Annotated in this window: 16 protein-coding genes; 7 read left to right on the top strand and 9 right to left on the bottom strand. The window is 62.1% G+C overall.

Annotation, left to right across the window (positions count from 1 at the left end; genetic code table 11):
- Nucleotides 1–157: 157 nt before the first annotated feature.
- The 5 genes from KIO74_RS13965 to KIO74_RS13945 all read right to left on the bottom strand — a co-directional run bounded on the left by KIO74_RS13965 (nucleotide 158) and on the right by KIO74_RS13945 (nucleotide 3772).
- A protein-coding gene (locus KIO74_RS13965) for an IS630 family transposase (RefSeq protein WP_156911931.1) occupies nucleotides 158–1224 on the bottom strand; the annotation gives its coding sequence in 2 pieces (ribosomal slippage) (nucleotides 158–738 and nucleotides 738–1224; 1068 coding nt in all).
- An 83-nt stretch (nucleotides 1225–1307) separates the two neighbouring features.
- Nucleotides 1308–1670 carry an XRE family transcriptional regulator gene (locus KIO74_RS13960; protein ID WP_029075272.1) on the bottom strand — a complete coding sequence of 121 codons (363 nt, stop codon included), beginning with the start codon at nucleotides 1668–1670 and terminating at the stop codon, nucleotides 1308–1310.
- A 1-nt stretch (nucleotide 1671) separates the two neighbouring features.
- On the bottom strand, nucleotides 1672–2040 hold the full coding sequence (locus KIO74_RS13955) for a type II toxin-antitoxin system RelE/ParE family toxin (RefSeq protein ID WP_029075273.1): 369 nt from the start codon (nucleotides 2038–2040) through the stop codon (nucleotides 1672–1674).
- Nucleotides 2041–2052: 12 nt separating this feature from the next.
- On the bottom strand, nucleotides 2053–2355 hold the full coding sequence (locus tag KIO74_RS13950; RefSeq protein WP_029075274.1) for a helix-turn-helix domain-containing protein: 303 nt from the start codon (nucleotides 2353–2355) through the stop codon (nucleotides 2053–2055).
- A complete protein-coding gene (locus KIO74_RS13945; RefSeq protein WP_029075275.1) occupies nucleotides 2348–3772 on the bottom strand; it encodes a tyrosine-type recombinase/integrase in 1425 nt (474 codons plus the stop codon). Before KIO74_RS13945 ends, KIO74_RS13950 begins: the two co-directional genes overlap by 8 nt.
- A 486-nt stretch (nucleotides 3773–4258) precedes the next feature.
- On the opposite strand from KIO74_RS13945, the gene KIO74_RS13940 reads away from it, so the two are divergent.
- Together KIO74_RS13940 and KIO74_RS13935 are read left to right on the top strand one after the other, a co-directional pair.
- Entirely contained in the window at nucleotides 4259–5275 is a 1017-nt protein-coding gene (locus KIO74_RS13940; RefSeq protein ID WP_349629190.1) for a DUF1254 domain-containing protein, read from the top strand.
- A gap of 175 nt (nucleotides 5276–5450) precedes the next feature.
- The gene (locus KIO74_RS13935) at nucleotides 5451–6830 is read left to right on the top strand and encodes an aminotransferase-like domain-containing protein (RefSeq protein WP_249730987.1); all 1380 of its coding nucleotides are present in this window, start codon (nucleotides 5451–5453) and stop codon (nucleotides 6828–6830) included.
- A 173-nt stretch (nucleotides 6831–7003) separates the two neighbouring features.
- Here KIO74_RS13935 and KIO74_RS13930 read toward each other — a convergent pair whose 3' ends face one another.
- A complete protein-coding gene (locus tag KIO74_RS13930) occupies nucleotides 7004–8863 on the bottom strand; it encodes an ABC transporter ATP-binding protein (RefSeq protein WP_213332538.1) in 1860 nt (619 codons plus the stop codon).
- Between the two features lie 460 nt (nucleotides 8864–9323).
- On the opposite strand from KIO74_RS13930, the gene KIO74_RS13925 reads away from it, so the two are divergent.
- The 4 genes from KIO74_RS13925 (at nucleotide 9324) to KIO74_RS13910 (ending at nucleotide 13255) form a co-directional block, all read left to right on the top strand.
- Entirely contained in the window at nucleotides 9324–9824 is a 501-nt protein-coding gene (locus KIO74_RS13925) for a GNAT family N-acetyltransferase (RefSeq protein WP_213332537.1), read from the top strand.
- Between the two features lie 108 nt (nucleotides 9825–9932).
- Nucleotides 9933–10406: a MarR family winged helix-turn-helix transcriptional regulator gene (locus tag KIO74_RS13920; protein WP_249730986.1), complete on the top strand. Its 474-nt coding sequence runs from the start codon at nucleotides 9933–9935 to the stop codon at nucleotides 10404–10406.
- 154 nt (nucleotides 10407–10560) lie between these two features.
- Complete coding sequence (locus KIO74_RS13915; protein ID WP_249731302.1) at nucleotides 10561–12099, top strand: MFS transporter; 1539 nt, start codon at nucleotides 10561–10563, stop codon at nucleotides 12097–12099.
- A gap of 28 nt (nucleotides 12100–12127) precedes the next feature.
- Nucleotides 12128–13255 carry an HlyD family secretion protein gene (locus tag KIO74_RS13910; protein WP_213332535.1) on the top strand — a complete coding sequence of 376 codons (1128 nt, stop codon included), beginning with the start codon at nucleotides 12128–12130 and terminating at the stop codon, nucleotides 13253–13255.
- On the opposite strand, the gene KIO74_RS13905 is transcribed toward KIO74_RS13910, so the two are convergent.
- Complete coding sequence (locus KIO74_RS13905) at nucleotides 13247–13981, bottom strand: FadR/GntR family transcriptional regulator (protein WP_249730985.1); 735 nt, start codon at nucleotides 13979–13981, stop codon at nucleotides 13247–13249. The two genes, KIO74_RS13910 and KIO74_RS13905, sit on opposite strands and share 9 nt — an antisense overlap.
- Before the next feature lie 350 nt (nucleotides 13982–14331).
- Between KIO74_RS13905 and KIO74_RS13900 the strand changes: the two genes are divergently transcribed.
- Nucleotides 14332–15513: a GGDEF domain-containing protein gene (locus KIO74_RS13900; RefSeq protein ID WP_213332534.1), complete on the top strand. Its 1182-nt coding sequence runs from the start codon at nucleotides 14332–14334 to the stop codon at nucleotides 15511–15513.
- 30 nt (nucleotides 15514–15543) lie between these two features.
- Here KIO74_RS13900 and KIO74_RS13895 read toward each other — a convergent pair whose 3' ends face one another.
- Both KIO74_RS13895 and tsaD read right to left on the bottom strand, forming a co-directional pair.
- Nucleotides 15544–16251 carry a fumarylacetoacetate hydrolase family protein gene (locus tag KIO74_RS13895; RefSeq protein ID WP_213332533.1) on the bottom strand — a complete coding sequence of 236 codons (708 nt, stop codon included), beginning with the start codon at nucleotides 16249–16251 and terminating at the stop codon, nucleotides 15544–15546.
- 154 nt (nucleotides 16252–16405) lie between these two features.
- Complete coding sequence (gene tsaD, locus KIO74_RS13890; RefSeq protein WP_213335238.1) at nucleotides 16406–17443, bottom strand: tRNA (adenosine(37)-N6)-threonylcarbamoyltransferase complex transferase subunit TsaD; 1038 nt, start codon at nucleotides 17441–17443, stop codon at nucleotides 16406–16408.
- Nucleotides 17444–17580: the final 137 nt, after the last annotated feature.

Below are 17580 nucleotides of genomic sequence, written 5' to 3'. Positions count from 1 at the left end.
GCAGGGGGCCGGCGCCTCCCTGCTAATATGCGCCCCGAAGAGGGCTGGAATTAGTTATTTGCCACCTGATCTCACGGGGAACCGCCAGCGACGAGCCCCCTCAGTGTACAGATTGTCCCCCATTCACGCCAAGCGCAAGGTCTTATACCAACGGCCCTCAGTTTTGACCGACATGAGCCCATTTCCGGGTGCCGATGGAAGCGATGACGGAGGGCTGCGCCGTGAGCTTGTTCCAGGCCTCGCAGGTGGCATCGAGGATATCGACATAGGTGCCGAAGACGCGGTTTGAGAGCCAGTTGGCGCGCAGATACTGCCAGATGTTCTCGACCGGGTTGAGCTCCGGGGAGCGTGACGGCAGGAAGACGAGGGAGAGGTTCTTCGGCACGATGAGTTTTTCGGTGGTGTGCCACCCGGCGCGATCAAGCAGCAGGACGGCATGCGCCCCTTTGGCGACGGTCGCAGCGACCTCGTCGAGATGGGCCTGCATGGCCCATGTATCGGCGAAGGGCATGACGAGAGCTGCCCCGACGCCACGAGCCGGACAGATCGCCCCGAAGAGGTAGGCGCTCTCGTAGCGCTGATCCGCGGGCTGGCGCGGCCTGGTTCCGCGTCGCGCCCATTGCCGAACCAGGCCGTTCTTCTGGCCGATCCGGGCCTCGTCCTGGAACCAGATCTCGATCCGCTTTCGTTTCGGGACATGGGCGAGGTGGGCCTTCAGCGTCGCTGCGAAGTTTTTTTATACATCTCGACCACCCGCTCGTCCTGAGCCGGGTGATGGGGCCGCGCGCTGATATGGGAAAAGCCGATCTGCTTGAGGAGCTTGCCGATCGTGCGCTCATGATAGACCACGCCGAAGCGTTCCTCGATCACCCGCTTCAGGTCGATCCGGCGCCAGCGGACTACGCCGTCGACTATGGGGTCGGGCCCGGTTTCGACGATGGTTGCGAATGCGGCGATCTGATCCGCCGAAAGCCGCGGCGCATGGCCTTTGCCACGGACGTCCATCAGCCCGTCGGGGCCGTGCTCGTTGAAGCGGTGAACCCAGTCGCGCAGCGTCTGGCGGTCCATGCCACCGATCCGGGCGGCCGCATCCCGGCTCATACCATCCAGCACGGCCGCCAGGGAGAGAAGGCGCCGGCTCTGCCTGGCGTGACGCGAGGCTGCCGCAAGGCGTCGAAGGGCTGCAGCGGTAAAATCACTCCTCAGGGAGACGGCGGCAGGCATGGCGCGAATCCTCCTCGCGCCAACGGAATCACCACAAAAGCTCCGTGGCTACCCTCTTGAGTCAAAACCCGAGGCCGTTGGTATTATGACTTCGTAGTGCCGCGCCTGGCCGATTTTGGACCTTCCGAGAGAGCAAGGTCACCAAGGTGCTGTATTGTGACCGGCGGTCGAGACGGCAACTTGACGATAAGCTCCAACTTCCCGCCGATTGCCTCCACATAGCCGCGCAGGGTCGACAGGTACATGTCGGCTTGCTTCTCGATTTTCGAGACTGAGGGTTGCTTGATCTTGAGGGCAGTCGCGACGTCTTCCTGCGCCCTTCCTGCGATCCGCCGCAGCTCTCGAAGACCCTCTACTTCCTGCTTGAGGTCCTGATAGCGCGCTTCGATCTCCTCCTGCTCGCCCGGAGGCAGACTGGCGATTATATCGTTCAGGCTCCGCGCCATTTTACTTTCCCTTCTTTCCGGGTTTCAGTTTTTCCAGATGTTCGGAAAACCTGAAATCCGCTTTGGCGACCATACGACGATAGAAGAATTTCTGACTTCCGCCGGATTTGTCGCCGGCGACGAGCAGGATTGCCCGTCGCTGCGGGTCGAAGGCGAAGGCTGCGCGCCATTCGCCGTCGGCTGCTTCAAAGCGCAGTTCCTTCATATTTGAGTGCTTCGAACCTTTGAGCGTGTCCGCATAGGGCCGGCCAAGCTGAGGGCCGTAATCGGCCAACAGCTTGGTGACGGCGATCAAGGCGATGCGAACGTCGCGCTCGTAGGCCAAAACCTCAGCTTCGAAGGCTGCATGGAATTGGACTTCCCACATGATATAGCTTTCAGGCTATGTTGCGTCAACGGGAAGGACCCGCGGCGCATGCGGCGAGGCCGATGTCGAACGTCGGCAGCTTTCCGCCCAGGCGTCGAGGTCGGTGACTGCATAGCGGACATAACGGCCGAACTTGTAGAACGCCGGTCCGCTGTCGAGGGAGCGGTAGCACTCGAGCGTATGGGCATCGAGGGCGAGATAGCGCGCCGCAGCCTCGGTATCGACGAAGCGAACCGGACCGGCGTCGTCCACGAATGTCGCTCGCTGCAACAGCTCGGTCGAAGGCCAGCTAGATCCACGGCGCGCCTGTTTAGACATGTTTCACCTCCTTGGTGGGCACGGGTTTGGTGCCCGGAGGCGTGGCGCGATTTTCGCCGGAACGATGACGATAGGGGCGATAGTTCCCCAGGCGCGTCCTAGACGTGTAGCTACCGTCTTCGAAGCCAAGCGGTTTCCCATCCGGCGCCAGTCGGGCCGGGGGCGCTGCTTCGGCCGGAGCTGCCGCAACGACTTCCACCGGCTGCTGGATCACGAGGGCGGGTGGAGTGGTGGGTACAGGGGCGCTGGCCACCACGGATTGCCGCCGCTGAGCCACCGCCTCGGCCGCCGCCCTTACCGGATCGTCTTCCGTGTGGACGTAGCGCATGAACATCGTGACCGTCTTGTGCGCCGTGAGGGCCATGCCGACCTTCACCGGGATTCCGGAATTTGCGATGTCGGTCGCCGCGCGGTGGCGAATGCCATGCGTTCCGATGTGCTGCACTCCTGCACGCGAGAGGATGCGCCGCCAGCCATGATAGTAGGTGTGTTTTGACATTGCCGCTTCGGGGTCGAAAATCGAAGGGCAAACGAACGGCGAACTTTCTAGTCGAGGCGCGGTCTCGAAAAGGCGCAGAGCCTCGGCGCTCATGGGCTTGGACATTCCGCCGGTCTTGCTGTCTGGCCAAACAACACGGCGATTATCGAAATCAACCCACTCCCAACGCATCTCGAGGATTTCGGACATGCGAGCCGCAAACTCGAACTGAAGCCGAACGGCGAGCAAAATGAACGGGTGTTCCAAGCCCTCGGCCTCTGCACGGTCGAGGTACTCATAGAGTTTCCGCAATTCCGCGTCGGGGATAAGCCGTGTCTTTCCGCGCTCGGGGAATTTGGGAATGTGACGGCACGGATTGGACCCATCCGGTCGAAGGCCCCACACCTCGGCCATGTTGAACATCTTCCGCACGGCGGCGAGCACCCGGTTGGCGTTCGTCGGGCTTTTCGACATCTTCTTCATCAGATGCGCGATGTCCGCGCGCGTCACGTCGGGCACCTTGAGCTGCCCCAGGATCGGAAGAATGTAGCGCTTCCCGTATCCACGGTTCGACTTCACCGTCGAAGGTTTATTCCGGCCCTCCGAATACTCCGTGATGAAGCGATCAAACAGCTCCTTCACCGTAAGCGCTTTGCGCGCAGCCTCGCGCTCCGCGCTCGGATCGACACCGCGTCGGACCTCGGCCAACCAATCCTGAGCGATATTTCGAGCCTGCTCGACGGTCACTTCGCCGTAGCGTCCGATGGCGGGCTTTCGGCGTTGACCGTTGTTCGCAACGTAGGCCAGCATGAAGGTCTTGCGACCTGTCGGCGTAACCTTTACCAGAAACCCAGGGACTATCGTGTCCCTGAGTTCGTAATCGCGCCCCTGCGCACTCGCGGCGTCGACAGCGGTCTTTGTGAGCTTGATTTTGGGCATTCCCTAACCTCCGTTGAGGCTGGAAATCAGGTGCAAAATAGGAGCACCTAGAAATCCAACCGTGGCGTAAATCCGGTTAGGTATGGATGATGCGATATCCGAGAAAAGCTAGTGCTTGCAATCGGTTATCGGGAAATCGGATACCCCCGGATAGATAAAGGATAGGGGATATTCGGTCTCTCAAAATCCGGTTCCGAAAGGAGTGTCGGTTCGATTCCGACCACCCGCACCACCTTTTTCCTGAAAATCTGGATCGCAAGTTCGCAGTGCGAAGCCGAGGCGAGTTGGAAATGGCGCGAGATCGGCCGCCGATTGGCGCGCGGCCAATCGCGGCATCGCGAGGCAATTGGTGCAAGTCTCTCCCATCGGTACGCCGTTGTGGGGCAGGATGGATTACTTCAGTATCCATTCCTGGTGAGGGACCGCGTTCGACGAGGATGAATCATGTGCAAGTCTGCATCAATTGCTTTTGGGATCGCATTTGTTGTGCTCAACGGCACCGTCTTCGCCCAAGCCCAAGCCCAAGCCCAAGCCCAGGCCCAAGCCGTCCCGATCCCTGTCACCGTGGATAGCTTCGTGCGAGCCGAAACGGATCGTTATCTCACCGACAATGCCAAGGAAGCAGGCGGCGTTGGCAAGTTCCATCATGTCCGCGAGCCCGCTTCGATCGACAATCAAACGGTCATCCGCCTGAACCGGGACACGTTGTACTCCTTCGCGGTGTTCGATCTGGCGGCGGGGCCGGTAACGATCGCGATGCCGGACGCCGGCAAGCGCTTCATGTCCATGATGATCGTCGACCAGGATCATTATGTGCCAAAGGTGATCTACGATTCCAAGCCACACACGCTGACACGGAAGGACATCGGCACGCGATACGCGTTCGTGGCGATCCGCACTCTCGTGGACCCCAATGACCCAAAGGATCTTGCCGAAGTTCACAGGTTGCAGGATGCGATAAAGGTTTCGCAGAAGGATACCGGCAAACTGGAGCTTCCCAACTGGGATCAGACGAGCTTGACCGAGATCCGTGACGCGCTGCTCAGCCTGGCAAAGCACACGACCTCGTTTGCCGGTTCATTCGGCGCGCGTGGAAAGGTCGACCCTGTCCATCATCTGATCGGCACGGCAGCCGGCTGGGGCGGCAATCCCGACAAGGACGCGAGCTATGACAGTTTCAGTCCCCAAAAGGACGACGGCAAGACGGTCTACAAGCTCAACGTGCCGAAGAACGTGCCGGTCGATGCCTTTTGGTCGGTTAGCCTCTACAATGAAAAGGGATTCTTTGAGAAGAACTCCTACAATGCCTACTCTGTCAACGACATCACCGCGAAGAAAAACGCAGATGGCTCTGTAACCATCCAGTTTGGCGGTTGCGATGGCGAGATCCCGAACTGCCTGCCGATCATGAAGGGCTGGAATTATACTGTCCGGATGTATAGGCCGCGCCCGGAAATACTCAACGGAAAATGGACGTTCCCCAAGGCTCAGCCGGTAAGCTGAATGCGGTTCACGGCCGTTTCTTGAAGAAACGCCGGCCCGACCGCCTTGAGGCAAACTCGGGCGGTCGATGGCGAGCCGTCGCCAACGATTGATCTTCGCCTGTCTGGCTTCCCGTGACCATGCCATACATGCTACGCCCGTGTATGTTGAGGGGCCGTACAATTTGGGTAACGGGATGTGGCAGCCACGACTGATCGAAAGCGCCCGCATGAAATATCTCGGCATCGTCGAGGCGCTCCAGGCGGATATTCAATCAGGCAGGGTGGCGCGAGGAGAGCGGCTTCCGCCGCAACGCGCGATCGCGGAGGCGCTCAAGGTGGATCTCACCACGGTGACGCGCGCCTTCAACGAAGCCCGCCGGCGCGGCCTCGTCGAGGCCCAGGCCGGACGCGGAACCTTCATCAGTGAGGGGCGGGATGGCCCCGGCGGGGCCGAGCACGCGCCTCCGTTGATCGATCTCAGCATGAATATCCCGCCCCAACCGGCCGAGGCGGATTTCAGAAGGGCCTTTCCCCAGGGCATCGCAACCATCCTGGGCAGCTCCCGTGGCATGCTGAGCCTGCATTATCAGGCGAGCACCGGCGCGGAGCCTGATCGCCAGGCTGCCGCGAGCTGGCTGGCACCGCGTCTCGAGGGAGTGACCGGCGATCGGGTCGTGGTCACGGGGGGCGCGCAGAGCGCGCTGTTCGCCGTCTGCGAACTTCTGCTCGGTCGTGGCGACGTGGTTGCGGCCGGCGCGATGACCTATCCCGGTTTGAAGGCCGTCGCGGCGCAGAAGGGGCTCGTCCTGGAACCGCTGGCGATGGACGACGAGGGCATTGTTCCAGACGACTTCGCGCGGGCCTGCCGTGAAAGAGCGCCAAAGGCGCTTTATCTTATTCCCTCCATCGACAACCCCACGACCGCGACATTGCCCGAGGCGCGGCGGCGCGCGCTCGCGGCGCTGGCGCGGCAGCATGGCGTCGCGATCATCGAGGACGATCCCTACGCGCCGCTGAGGCCCGAGCGACGGGTCGCGCTCGCGGAACTGGCTGGCGACATAACCTGGCATATCGCCACGCTGTCAAAATGCGCGACGCCGGCCTTGCGCGTGGCCTATGTGGTGGCGCCGAGCGCCTCGCAAGCGCTGCGTCTGGCCGGTGCGCTGCGCGCGACCATTCTCATGGCCCCACCCTTGATGTCGGCGCTGGCCACACGCTGGATCGTGGACGGCACGCTCGACCAGATCGCCGGATCGATCCGCGCGGAGAATGAGGAGCGGCAGAAACTGGCGGCTAGCATCCTGAGCGGCGTGAGCTTCGCGGCGGACCCCCATGGGCATCACCTGTGGCTGCGGCTGCCGGCCCATTGGCGCGCGGCCGATTTCGCGGACCACGCCGATCGCGCCGGGGTTTCGATCGTGCCGAGTTCGGCATTTGCCGTTGTTGCTCATCCGCTCGAAGCCGTCCGGATCTCTCTCGGCGTCGCCCCCGATCGCGGCGCGCTCGAAGACGCCCTGACGCTGCTCGCCGGCCTTATGTCCCAGCCTTCTCTCGCGGCACGCGCCGTGGTGTGATCGGGCGCGGCCGTGTGGGCTTTCCAGGGTATCCTTCCAGATATTCTCTCCCGAAAGATGGAATAGAGCGGGATATATTGCATATTTTGCCAGGCGATAGAGAATATTTACATCAATGAGCTGCCTGGATTTTTGAAATACCCGATGCGTAAATGAACACATCGGGTATCCACTCAGACGATCTCAAACCCCTTGGTCAGTTCCAGCGCCTGTCTCTCGAAGAGGCGGCGATAGATGCCGTCCGGTTGACGGATGAGCGCGGCATGGCTGCCTTCCTCCACCACCCGGCCGGCGTCGAACACGAGGAGCCGATCGAGGGACTGCACCGTCGAGAGGCGGTGCGCGATGACGAGCGTCGTGCGCCCGATCATCAGCTTCTCCATCGCCTGCTGGATGAGCGCCTCGCTTTCCGAATCGAGGCTCGAGGTGGCCTCGTCAAGGATGAGGATGGGCGCATCGGCGAGGAAGGCCCGGGCGAGCGCCACGCGTTGGCGCTCGCCGCCCGACAGCTTGACGCCGCGCTCGCCGACCAGCGTTTCATAGCCTTTCGGCAGCCTCGTGATGAAGGCATGGGCGCTCGCCTGCTCGGCTGCGGCGATGATCTCCTCGCGGGTCGCGTCCGGGCGCGCATAGGCGATGTTCTCCGCGAGCGACCGGTGAAACAGGATGGGCTCCTGCTGCACGATGGCTATGCGGCTGCGCAGGCTCGCCTGTTGCAGATCTGCGATGTTCTGCCCGTCGATCAGCACGGCGCCGCCCGTAACGTCGTAAAGGCGCTGCACCAGCTTGACGAAGGTCGTCTTGCCGGAGCCGGAATGGCCGACAAGGCCGACCTTCTCGCCTGCCTTCACGCGGATCGAGAAATCCCGGTAGAGCGGGGTCGGATGCGTGCCATAGCGGAACGAGACATGGTCGAAAGCAATCTCGCCCTGCGTGATCTCGGCCGGCCGCGCGCCGGGGCGGTCCGCCACGCCGATCGGCTCCTCGTGCAGCTTCACCATTTCCTCCATGTCGTTCACCGACCGCTGGAGATGGCGGATATGCATGCCGACGTCGCGCAGATGGCCCTGCAGCACGAAGAACAACGTGAGCACGAAGGTGATGTCGCCGGGGCTCGCCGCGCCGCGCTGCCACAGAACAAGCGCCGAGGCCAGAATGGCACCCTGCATGGTGACCATCATCAGGCCCTGCAGGCCCACATTGGTTACGGCGCGATTCCATGTGCGCCGGGTGCGGCCACGCCATTTCGCGATGACGCGCGCGAGCTTGGTGTCTTCGCGCCGTTCCGCGCCGAAGGCCTTGACCACCGCATTGCAGCTCACCGCATCGGCCAGGGCGCCGCCGAGCTTGGTGTCCCAGGCGTTCGACAGCGCCGCGGCGGGCGCGACATAGCCAACGGCCATGGCGCAGGTCACGACGATGAAGATGAGTGAGCCGAGCCCGACGACGAGGCCCATCACCGGCCAGGTGAAGCTAAGAAGGAGCGTCGCGCCGACAAGGGTGATCAAGGACGACAGCAGGGCGACCAGCAGCGTGTCGTTCAACAGATCGAGCGCCCACATGCCGCGGCTGATCTTGCGCACCGTCGAGCCGGCAAAGCTGTTGGCATGCCAGTCGGTCGAGAGCCTTTGCACACGCGCGAAAGTCTCGGCCGCCATGTCGCTCATGATGCGCAACGTCAGCTTGACGATGCTGTTCATCACGAGCTGGCGCAGGATGATGGCGCCGAGGCCGAGCGTCACCAGGACGGCGAAGGCGGTCCAGGCCGCATTGACCGTCGCCGGATTGTCGAAGGAGCCGCGCGCTATGGCGTCCACGAGCTTGCCCGCGAAATAGGGCGTGAGCACTTCAGCCGCCGTCGCCAGTATGCCGAACAGCACGATGGCGCCCACGCGCCGCCTTTGGGCCGCCCAATGGGTGCTTGTGAAGCGAAAGACCGACAGGATGGTGTCGGCGCGAAGATCGATGGGTTTGCGCCGGAGAAAGCGCCGGGCGCGGCGCAGAGCGCGCGCTGCCTCTTGAACGGTCGACATTGCAGGATCTCACAGAATAGCAGACGGCAGTGAGGCACCGGACGGGTGCAGCCGGGTCAGGTCTTCGGCAAAGCGCAGACGCGACGACAAGGCCCCAAGGGGCTGCCGGTCAACGTGGCATTCGCGCCGAGCTAATGATGTGAGCGAAGTTTCTCATAGCAGCATGTTGGTGCCACAGGACTGGGCCGGCTTCAAGCCGAAACACGGCGCCGCTTGCTCTTTTCATCGGCGGCTGGAGGATTTGCATCAGTCGTCCGGGCGAATTGGGCCGATGTCGCCGAGTATTGTCAGCGATGCTGATGAGTCTATCACTATAAGTGAACAATAAGCGGGCTGAGCAGGCCATGAGGGTTCGGCGACCGTCGCTGCCAAGGTGGACGATATCTATGATGGAGTTGGGCTGTGCGCCGGCGCACCACAGGAAAACGGCCAATGGGGAAAGGACCATGGGGAAACGGCTATGGACATCAGATGTGAAAAGCCGGGGGACCGGCAAGCCATTCATGCCCTGATCGAGGAGGCCTTCCGAAGCGCGCCTCATAGCAGCGGGACAGAGGCGCTTATTGTCGACACCTTGCGTGGGGCCGGCGCCTTGACCCTTTCGCTCGTGGCGGCGGAGCAAGGCGTCGTCCTTGGCCATATCGCTTTCTCGCCGGTCACAGTCGGCGGAGCGGAAGCCGGATGGCACGGCCTCGGCCCCCTGGCCGTACTCCCTCGCCATCAGCGTCTGGGCATAGGCTCGCGGCTCGCCATGGAAGGTCTCACAGGCCTGCGCGCAGCAGGGGCCCGCGGCTGTGTCGTCCTGGGCGATCCCCTCTATTACGGTCGTTTTGGCTTTCGGGCACGGGCGGAGTTGAGCCTGGCCGCTGTGCCGGCGGCTTACTTCCAGGCGCTGCCCTTCGGCACTGACGTGCCGAAGGGGATGGTCGCGTATCACCCGGCGTTTGACGTGCGGCGATGAGCGCCTCTTCGCGATGAATCCGCGTCAAAGATATGCCTTGTCAGAGCGGGGGTCGCCAATTATATAGCTATGCATATAATAGCTATCTATAAATTGGTTGCCTTCCCTATGAAATCGGAACTCGGCGCGGCGTTCACATTCGAGCTCGCAACGGCCGGCCGTAAAATGCGCAAGCTTTTCGACCGCTATGTGCGTGAGCGAGGGCTGACGTTGCCGCGCGCCCGGGCCCTTCTTTTCCTGGCGCAGGACCGCTCCTGGAATCAGACGGAACTCGCGGACGCGCTCGAGATAGAGCATCCGTCGGTCGTGAGACTGCTCGATGGCCTTGAACGTCAAGGGTTGATCACGCGATGCGCTGTCGTTGGTGATCGGCGCGCCAAGCAGATCGAATTGACTCTGGTCGCGCAGGCGCAGGTGCGCGAACTCGAGGAATTGACCGAGCGTCTGCGTTTCGACCTGTTGCAAGACATCGATGCCGCATCGCTCGAGGTGGCCTTGAGCACCCTGCGTCGCTTCGTTGCGAATGCCGAGCGGGCGGCCGCCGCGCGCCGAGAGGAAGAGACCAATGTCAGCCTCGGCTGAGCAATCGGCAGCCGTCGGGGCTGCGCGGAATAACGCCCTGCCGCCGGAGTCAGCGGCGGATGGCGATGCCGCGCCGGGCGAGAGCCAGCAACCGCAACCGGCGGTCGCGTCGCCTGCTCCTCCGCCGCTGCCCTTGAGCCGTGCGGCGATCTTTATGGCGGCGTCCACGTTGCTATGGCTGACGCAGGGGCTCGGCATGAACCTGGTGGCGGCCAACACGCCGCAGATTCAGGGCTCTCTCGGCGCCACACTGACGGAAACAAACTGGCTGATCGCTGCCTATATGGCCCCGAACGTCAGTCTCACCATCCTGTTGACGAAGATCAGGACGCAGTTCGGCCTGCGCCGCTTCACCGAGATCAGCATCGTGGTATTCGTGCTGACATCGCTGCTACATCTCTTCATCTACGATCTATGGTCGGCCCTGCCGGTGCGTTTCCTGGCGGGCGCGGCAGCCGCCCCCATATCGACGCTTGGCTTCCTCTATATGCTGGAGGCCTTTCCACCCGCGAAGAAGCTGAGCTGGGGCTTGAGTCTCGCCCTGATGCTATCGGGCATAACGCCGACGATCGCGCGGCTCATCTCGCCCTATCTGCTGGATCTGGGCCAATGGCGGCATCTCTATCTGATGGAGATCGGCCTCGCGCTCATCGCATTGCCGATCGTCTATCTGTTGCCGCTAACCCCCATACCGCACGCCAAGGTCCTGCACTGGAAGGATTTCATCACCTATCCGCTGATTGCTCTGGGCTTCGGCCTGCTCGCGGTCGTGCTGGCTGTCGGCCGTTATTACTGGTGGTTCGAGGCGCCGTGGATCGGTGTCGCACTTGCGGTGGCCGTGATGGCGATCGCTTGCGCCGCGGCCATCGAGATCAATCGCGACACCCCGCTCATCAATATCCGTTGGCTGACGAGTCCTGAGATCCTCCATCTGACGCTGACGTTGCTTGTTTTTCGTATGGTCCTCACCGAGCAGACATCGGGTGCGCTGGCGCTGTTCCAGGGGCTTGGCCTCTTCAACGAACAGAGCCGGCATCTTTATCTCGTGATCCTCGCCGCGTCCGTCGCGGGCGGCCTGGTCTGCGGCGCGATGCTCAAGATCGAGCGCGTGCACCCCATGCATGCTGTCGCGCTCCTCTGCATCGCCGTCGGTGCTTACATGGACGGCCATGCAACGAGCCTGACGCGACCTGGGAACATGCATGTCAGCCAGGCGCTTATCGCGTTCGGAGGAGCATTGTTTCTGCCACCTGCCCTGCTCGCGGGGCTGATGAAGACCCTGAAGCAGGGGCCGATGTTCATCACCAGCTTCCTCGTCGTGTTTCTATTCACCCAGAGCCTCGGTGGCCTGATCGGCTCGGCTGCTTTCGGCTCGTTCATCACTGTTCGTGAGAAGTTTCACTCGGCGCATCTCGTCGAGCGCATCGTGATGACGGACCCGCAGGTGAGCGAGCGCGTGCGCCAGCTCGCCGGCGCTTTCGGCAAGGTACTCACGGATGGCCAGCTCCTCAATGCGGAGGGATTGGCGACATTGTCCCAGCAGGTCACGCTCCAGGCGACCGTGCTGGCCTATAACGACGCCTTTCTCCTCATCTCAGCCCTCGCCGCGATCGCTTTCACGGTGGTTGTCGTCCAGATGGGGTTCTCCTCTGTCCACGGCTGGCTTACGACCCGCCGCGACGCTCACGCCTGACCCTATCGATCGAGAAATTTAGAAGATCATGTCCAAGTCACACGTCATTCGGGCCAGCGCCGCCATCACTGTTGGCATCGTTGGTGCCTTGCTGATCCTCCAATCCTGGCAGCTGCCGCCGTTCCACGGCTCGGTCGAGACCACGGAAAACGCCTATGTGCGCGGCAAGGTCACGACCCTGAGCCCGCAGGTCACGGGCTATGTCGTTGCCGTCAATGCGCAGGACTATCAGCATGTCCATGCCGGTGACGTCATCGTCCAGATTGATGACCGCATCTATCGGCAGAAGTTGAAGCAGGCGGAGGCGACGCTCGCGATGAAACGGGCGGCGCTGCAAAACTCCGAGCAGAGCCAGCGCGCCGCCGAAGCGCGTATCCGTTCAAGCGAGGCGCAGGTGACAAGTGCCAACGCGGCCCTCGACGTTGCGCGATCGAATGCAGAGCGCGTCGAGGCCCTGCTGCCGCGCGGCGCGACGACACAGAGCGCCGCGGATCAGGCGCATGGCACGCTCGCCCAGGCGCAGGCGACGCTGCATCAGGCGGAATCTGCGGTGGACGTGGCCCGTCAGGATCTGCAGTCGATCATTGTCAACCGGGACTCGCTGAAGGCGGAGATTGACAATGCCGTGGCGGCGGTCCAGCTCGCCAAAATCGATCTGGACAACACACATATCGTCGCTCCGGCAGACGGGCAGCTTGGCGAGGTCGGTGCCCGCCTCGGACAGTATGTTTCGGTGGGCACGCAGCTCGCTGCGCTGGTTCCCGAGCAGGTCTGGGTTGTCGCCAATTTCAAGGAGACGCAGCTTCCGGGCATGAAGGTCGGCCAGCCGGTCACCTTCACCGTGGACGCGCTGCATGGGGAAACGCTGACGGGTCGCATCGAGCAGTTCTCACCGGCGGCGGGGTCCGAATTCGCCGTGCTCAAGGCTGACAATGCCACCGGCAATTTCACCAAGGTGACGCAGCGCTTGTCCGTGCGCATCGCGATCGATTCAGGCCAGTCGTTGGCGAAACGTTTGGCGCCGGGCATGTCGGTCGTCGTTTCAGTCGATACCGCCGCAAAAGCCGCGGCGGCAGCCACTCCTGCGTCGCCCCAGCCCGCCTATCCAGATCAGGCTCCCTCGGGCCAGCCCGTTGCGGAGCGTCGCTCAAGCTAGCTGAACCTTGGCAGCGACGGCCGCGCCCGCGGCCAGGCGATCCTTGCTGCCGATGAGATGAATACGCATGGCCCTGCGCGCGTCCTCAGGCGCTTTCGCTTCGATGGCGGCAAGGATGGCGGCATGCTCCTCGCTGAGGTGCTTGAGATAGTCTTCCCGGTTGGCGCCGGTGATCTTGAAGGTTTCAAACTTGGTGCGCGGGATCATCAGCTCGCCGAGATAGTTGAAAAGCTGCAGGAAATGGACGTTCCCGGAGGCTTCCGCGATGCTGCGGTGGAAGGCGAGGTCCGCCTGGATGGCATCCTCTCCTGCCTCCGTCGCCTGCACCATGGCCTTCATGGCCTTGCGCATTTCCTTCAGATGTTTCTCATCCCGCCGGCTGGCGGCAAGGCCGGCCGCCTCCACCTCTAGGGCGACCCGGAGTTCAAGAACAGCGATCGCCTCGTTGACCAGCTTCAGGTCGGGATCATCGATGACAAAGGACCGCAGGGGCACGTGGCGCTGCACGAACACGCCCACGCCCTGACGCGTCGAGACGAGCCCGCCCGCCTTCAGGTTGGCGATGGCCTCGCGCACCACGGTGCGGCTGACGCCGAACTCCTCGATCAGATCCTGCTCGGTGGGGAGTTTTTCGCCACGTGGGTAGTCACCAGCCTGAATACGCTGGCGCATGATCGTGACGATCTGCTCAGACAGGCTGCCGCGGCGAAATTCTATTCTCGGCATGATTCTTGTCTCGCCTTGTCCACTTTCTGTGCCGCGCTCCGGCGTTGGCCCATTAAACACCGGACATCATACAAGTAATTGCCGTCGCTGCCACATCGGATCGGGGATAAAGCTCGTGGAGCCGGCCTGACGTTTTTTCAAAGCCGCAGGTGATTGCCTGATGGTTACGGATGCGGACGCAGGAAGCGCCTTCAAACTCTGTTGGTTCAGCATCGGAGGGTGTGAGAAAATAACTAAGAACCGACACGGTGCGAGAGGAGAGCTGTCCCATCACCTGGGATCATTGGTCTGGCCACATGCGCTCCTTTCGCCTAAAACAGCAATGTTCGGGGGAGCTGGCAGGTTACGCTATGAGCGGGGTATGGTTTCTGAGTCTATTAAATCCGATAATTGCATCCGTTTTCGCGTCAATTTTCTTCGTGATCTGGCTTAACCAGCGGGCGCGACGCTATATCCTTTATGTTTTCGGCGCGGCATTGCTTTACATCGCGGGATACATTGTTCAGGTTTTCAGGCTTCCAGAAAGCATCGGCCTTAATACCGCGTTTCCCGCCATTTTTTATTCACTTAGTATAGTATTACTATTTCTTGGAATTTTCATTCGTAGGAAAATAAGATTCGGATATTTTCTGCTGCCGGGTATAATTTTTTCTATGATGGTATCAATATTATACTTCTATCATGTGGTAAATAGTGTTTACATGAGGGTTTATATTCTTAATTTCGGTTTTGGCATCCTGTTTCTTGTGGCGGCTTATCGCCTGAGACGCGCTGGCAACTTCGGAGCGGCGGATCGTATCCTTTTCTGGGTCCTTGTCGCGTCTGGCATTCAGTTCTTTCCTCGAACCATCCTCGCCCTTGAAGTGTTCGATCGCGGCCTCCTCCCGCGCGATTTTGGACGTTCGATCTTCTGGCTGTGGCTCAACTTCTCTCTCGTTATCGTTATCGTCGGTATTGCGCTCGCTGTGTTGACGGCCGTGGTTCTCGATATCATCGACGATCTGAAGAAGGACGGCAGCACCGACCTCATGACGGGCCTTCTCAATCGTCGTGGGTTTGAGGAGCGTGCGGACGCCATGCTTGCTGGGAAAGGGCGCAGCCCTGTCAGCATGGTCTACTGTGACATTGATCTCTTCAAGGCCGTCAACGACACCCACGGCCATGCCGCCGGTGACCGCGTCATTCGGGAGTTTGCCGATCTCCTTGCGACAGAAATGCGCGCGGAAGATGTCGCAGGTCGCATTGGTGGAGAAGAATTCGCGATTCTGCTGCCCGATGCCGATATCGAGGGCGCCGGGGCTTTCGCGGAGAGGGTGCGGTGCAATCTCGAGGCGCGCCGCTTCGATACCCTGCCGGGGCGTCCGCGCGTGACGGCGAGTTTCGGTATCGCCACGCGGCAGAGCGGGGAGTATCTGCACGAACTCATGCGTCGCGCCGACAAGATGCTTTATGAGGCCAAGCGGGGTGGACGAAATCGCGTCTACCCCCAGGCTAATAACGTGTTGGACTTTCCATCGCAGGTGAAGGCTTGATCACTCCGCCTTTCTTCGATTGCGGGACCGTCAGACGACCTTCACCTCGATGTCACCGACGCCGTCCACATGCCCCTTCATCACGTCTCCGGGCTTGATCGCGCCGACACCAGCCGGCGTGCCGGAGAAGATGAGGTCGCCGGGAGCGAGCGTGAACAGGCCCGAGAGATAGGCGATCGCTTCCGGTACCTTCCAGATCATCTGGTTGAGATCGCCGGTCTGGCGACGCTCGCCATTGACGTCGAGCCAGATGGCGCCCGCGGCGGGATGGCCGATGAGCGAGGACGGGACAATGGGGCCGCAGGGCGCGGAATGCTCGAAGGCCTTCCCGACCTCCCACGGCCGGCCGAGATCCTTGGCCTTGCCCTGCAGGTCGCGCCGGGTCATGTCGAGGCCGACGGCATAGCCGAAGACGAGCTCGAGCGCCCGCTCCACGGGAATGTCACGGCCGCCCGCTCCCAGCGCCACGACCATCTCGATCTCGAAATGCACGTCGTTGGACTGTGGCGGATAGGGAAAGCCCGTGTCGGGGAGAAGCACGTTGTCCGGGTTCTTCTGGAAGAAGAATGGCGGCTCCTTGTTCGGATCATGGCCCATCTCGATGGCATGAGCGGCGAAGTTGCGGCCAACACAATAGATGCGCCGCACAGGGAAGCGCGCATCGGTTCCCTTCACGGGCAGGGTCGGAAGCGCGGGCGGTTTGACGACGTACTCAATTGTGGACGAGGCATCGGCCATGGATCGCTTCCTTGATGACGGCAGGGGCTCGATAGGGGCAGGGGCTCGATAGGGGTACAGGCTTCGAAAAGAAAGGTCATGGGAGCAATTCCGGGGAAAACGTGCAACGGCTTTCCGCATCGAATTGCGTCAAATCGATCGGACCAGACCTCGCTCAGGCCCGCATGGTATCGAGGGGCCAGCGGGCGCGGGCCGGCGCGGTGAGATCATCGGTGAGATCAAGCCTGAGCCGTTCGAGGCCGGCCCAGGCGATCATCGCTGCATTGTCGGTGCACAATGCCGGCGGCGGGGTGACAAGGCGCAGCCCCGCCTCCACCGCGAAGCGCTGCAACGCGGCCCTTATCATCTGGTTGGCGGCGACGCCGCCGGCCACGACGAGAGCGGTCGGGTTTCCCGCCGCGGCGTGGAAGGCCCGCAGGGCGACCCGGCTGCGGTCCACGATGACATCAACGACAGCGGCCTGGAACGAGGCGCAGAGATCGGCGACGTCGGTGGCGCTGAGCGGCGCGATGCGCTCCGCCTCAAGGCGAACCGCGGTCTTCAGTCCCGAGAGGGAGAAATCCGGCACATCCCGCCGCAGCATCGGCCGTGGCAGATTAAAGCGCTCGGGATCCCCGCGGGTGGCTTCCTTCTCGACTTCCGGCCCGCCGGGATAGGGCAGGCCGAGCATTTTCGCCGTTTTGTCGAAGGCCTCGCCAATGGCGTCGTCGACGGTCGTGCCCAGCCTGACATAGTCGCCCACGCCGCGGACGCAGACGAGCTGGGTGTGGCCGCCCGAGGCAAGGAGCAGCAGATAGGGAAAGCCGACCGAATCGGTCAGCCGGGCAGTGAGCGCGTGGCCTTCCAGATGGTTGACGGCGATGAGGGGCTTGCCCGCGACGAGCGCCAGCGCCTTCGCGGCCGTCAGGCCGACGATGACCCCGCCGATAAGGCCGGGGCCCGCCGCTGCCGCGATGCCGTCCATGTCCGAGAGTTCGAGGCCGGCCCGCGCCAAAGCCCGTGCCACCAGGAGATCGAGCGCCTCCACATGGGCGCGCGCGGCGATTTCCGGCACCACGCCACCGTAGGCGGCGTGCTCGGCGATCTGGCTGAGGACTTCATTGGCGAGGATATGGCCGCGCCCGTCGCCATCACAGGAGACGACGGCCGCCGCCGTCTCATCGCAAGTGGTCTCCAAACCGAGTATACGCATGGTCACCAGAGCGGGCCGGGTCTCCCGCGACGTTGTTTCGGAATTGTTCTGGAACAACCTATAGTCCGAGCGGCGATCCTTCGCCATCTAAAGTCTGCCATCTAGAGTCTGCCTGGCCTCGTATGGTCAGTGCCCAT

The sequence above is a fragment of the Chelatococcus sp. HY11 genome (assembly GCF_018398335.1).
In the GTDB taxonomy this organism is placed as follows: domain Bacteria; phylum Pseudomonadota; class Alphaproteobacteria; order Rhizobiales; family Beijerinckiaceae; genus Chelatococcus.
Note: the sequence above shows the minus strand (reverse complement) of the source record. Positions and strands in the feature narration are given on the sequence as shown.

Bases quoted from the DNA above. Each gene is read 5' to 3' on its own strand.
- KIO74_RS13960 (WP_029075272.1), bottom strand. From the start codon at position 1,670: ATGGCGCGGAGCCTGAACGATATAATCGCCAGTCTGCCTCCGGGCGAG.
- KIO74_RS13950 (WP_029075274.1), bottom strand. From the start codon at position 2,355: ATGTCTAAACAGGCGCGCCGTGGATCTAGCTGGCCTTCGACCGAGCTG.
- KIO74_RS13945 (WP_029075275.1), bottom strand. From the start codon at position 3,772: ATGCCCAAAATCAAGCTCACAAAGACCGCTGTCGACGCCGCGAGTGCG.
- KIO74_RS13935 (WP_249730987.1), top strand. From the start codon at position 5,451: ATGTGGCAGCCACGACTGATCGAAAGCGCCCGCATGAAATATCTCGGC.
- KIO74_RS13930 (WP_213332538.1), bottom strand. From the start codon at position 8,863: ATGTCGACCGTTCAAGAGGCAGCGCGCGCTCTGCGCCGCGCCCGGCGC.
- KIO74_RS13925 (WP_213332537.1), top strand. From the start codon at position 9,324: ATGGACATCAGATGTGAAAAGCCGGGGGACCGGCAAGCCATTCATGCC.
- KIO74_RS13920 (WP_249730986.1), top strand. From the start codon at position 9,933: ATGAAATCGGAACTCGGCGCGGCGTTCACATTCGAGCTCGCAACGGCC.
- KIO74_RS13915 (WP_249731302.1), top strand. From the start codon at position 10,561: ATGGCGGCGTCCACGTTGCTATGGCTGACGCAGGGGCTCGGCATGAAC.
- KIO74_RS13910 (WP_213332535.1), top strand. From the start codon at position 12,128: ATGTCCAAGTCACACGTCATTCGGGCCAGCGCCGCCATCACTGTTGGC.
- KIO74_RS13905 (WP_249730985.1), bottom strand. From the start codon at position 13,981: ATGCCGAGAATAGAATTTCGCCGCGGCAGCCTGTCTGAGCAGATCGTC.
- KIO74_RS13900 (WP_213332534.1), top strand. From the start codon at position 14,332: ATGAGCGGGGTATGGTTTCTGAGTCTATTAAATCCGATAATTGCATCC.
- KIO74_RS13895 (WP_213332533.1), bottom strand. From the start codon at position 16,251: ATGGCCGATGCCTCGTCCACAATTGAGTACGTCGTCAAACCGCCCGCG.
- tsaD (WP_213335238.1), bottom strand. From the start codon at position 17,443: ATGCGTATACTCGGTTTGGAGACCACTTGCGATGAGACGGCGGCGGCC.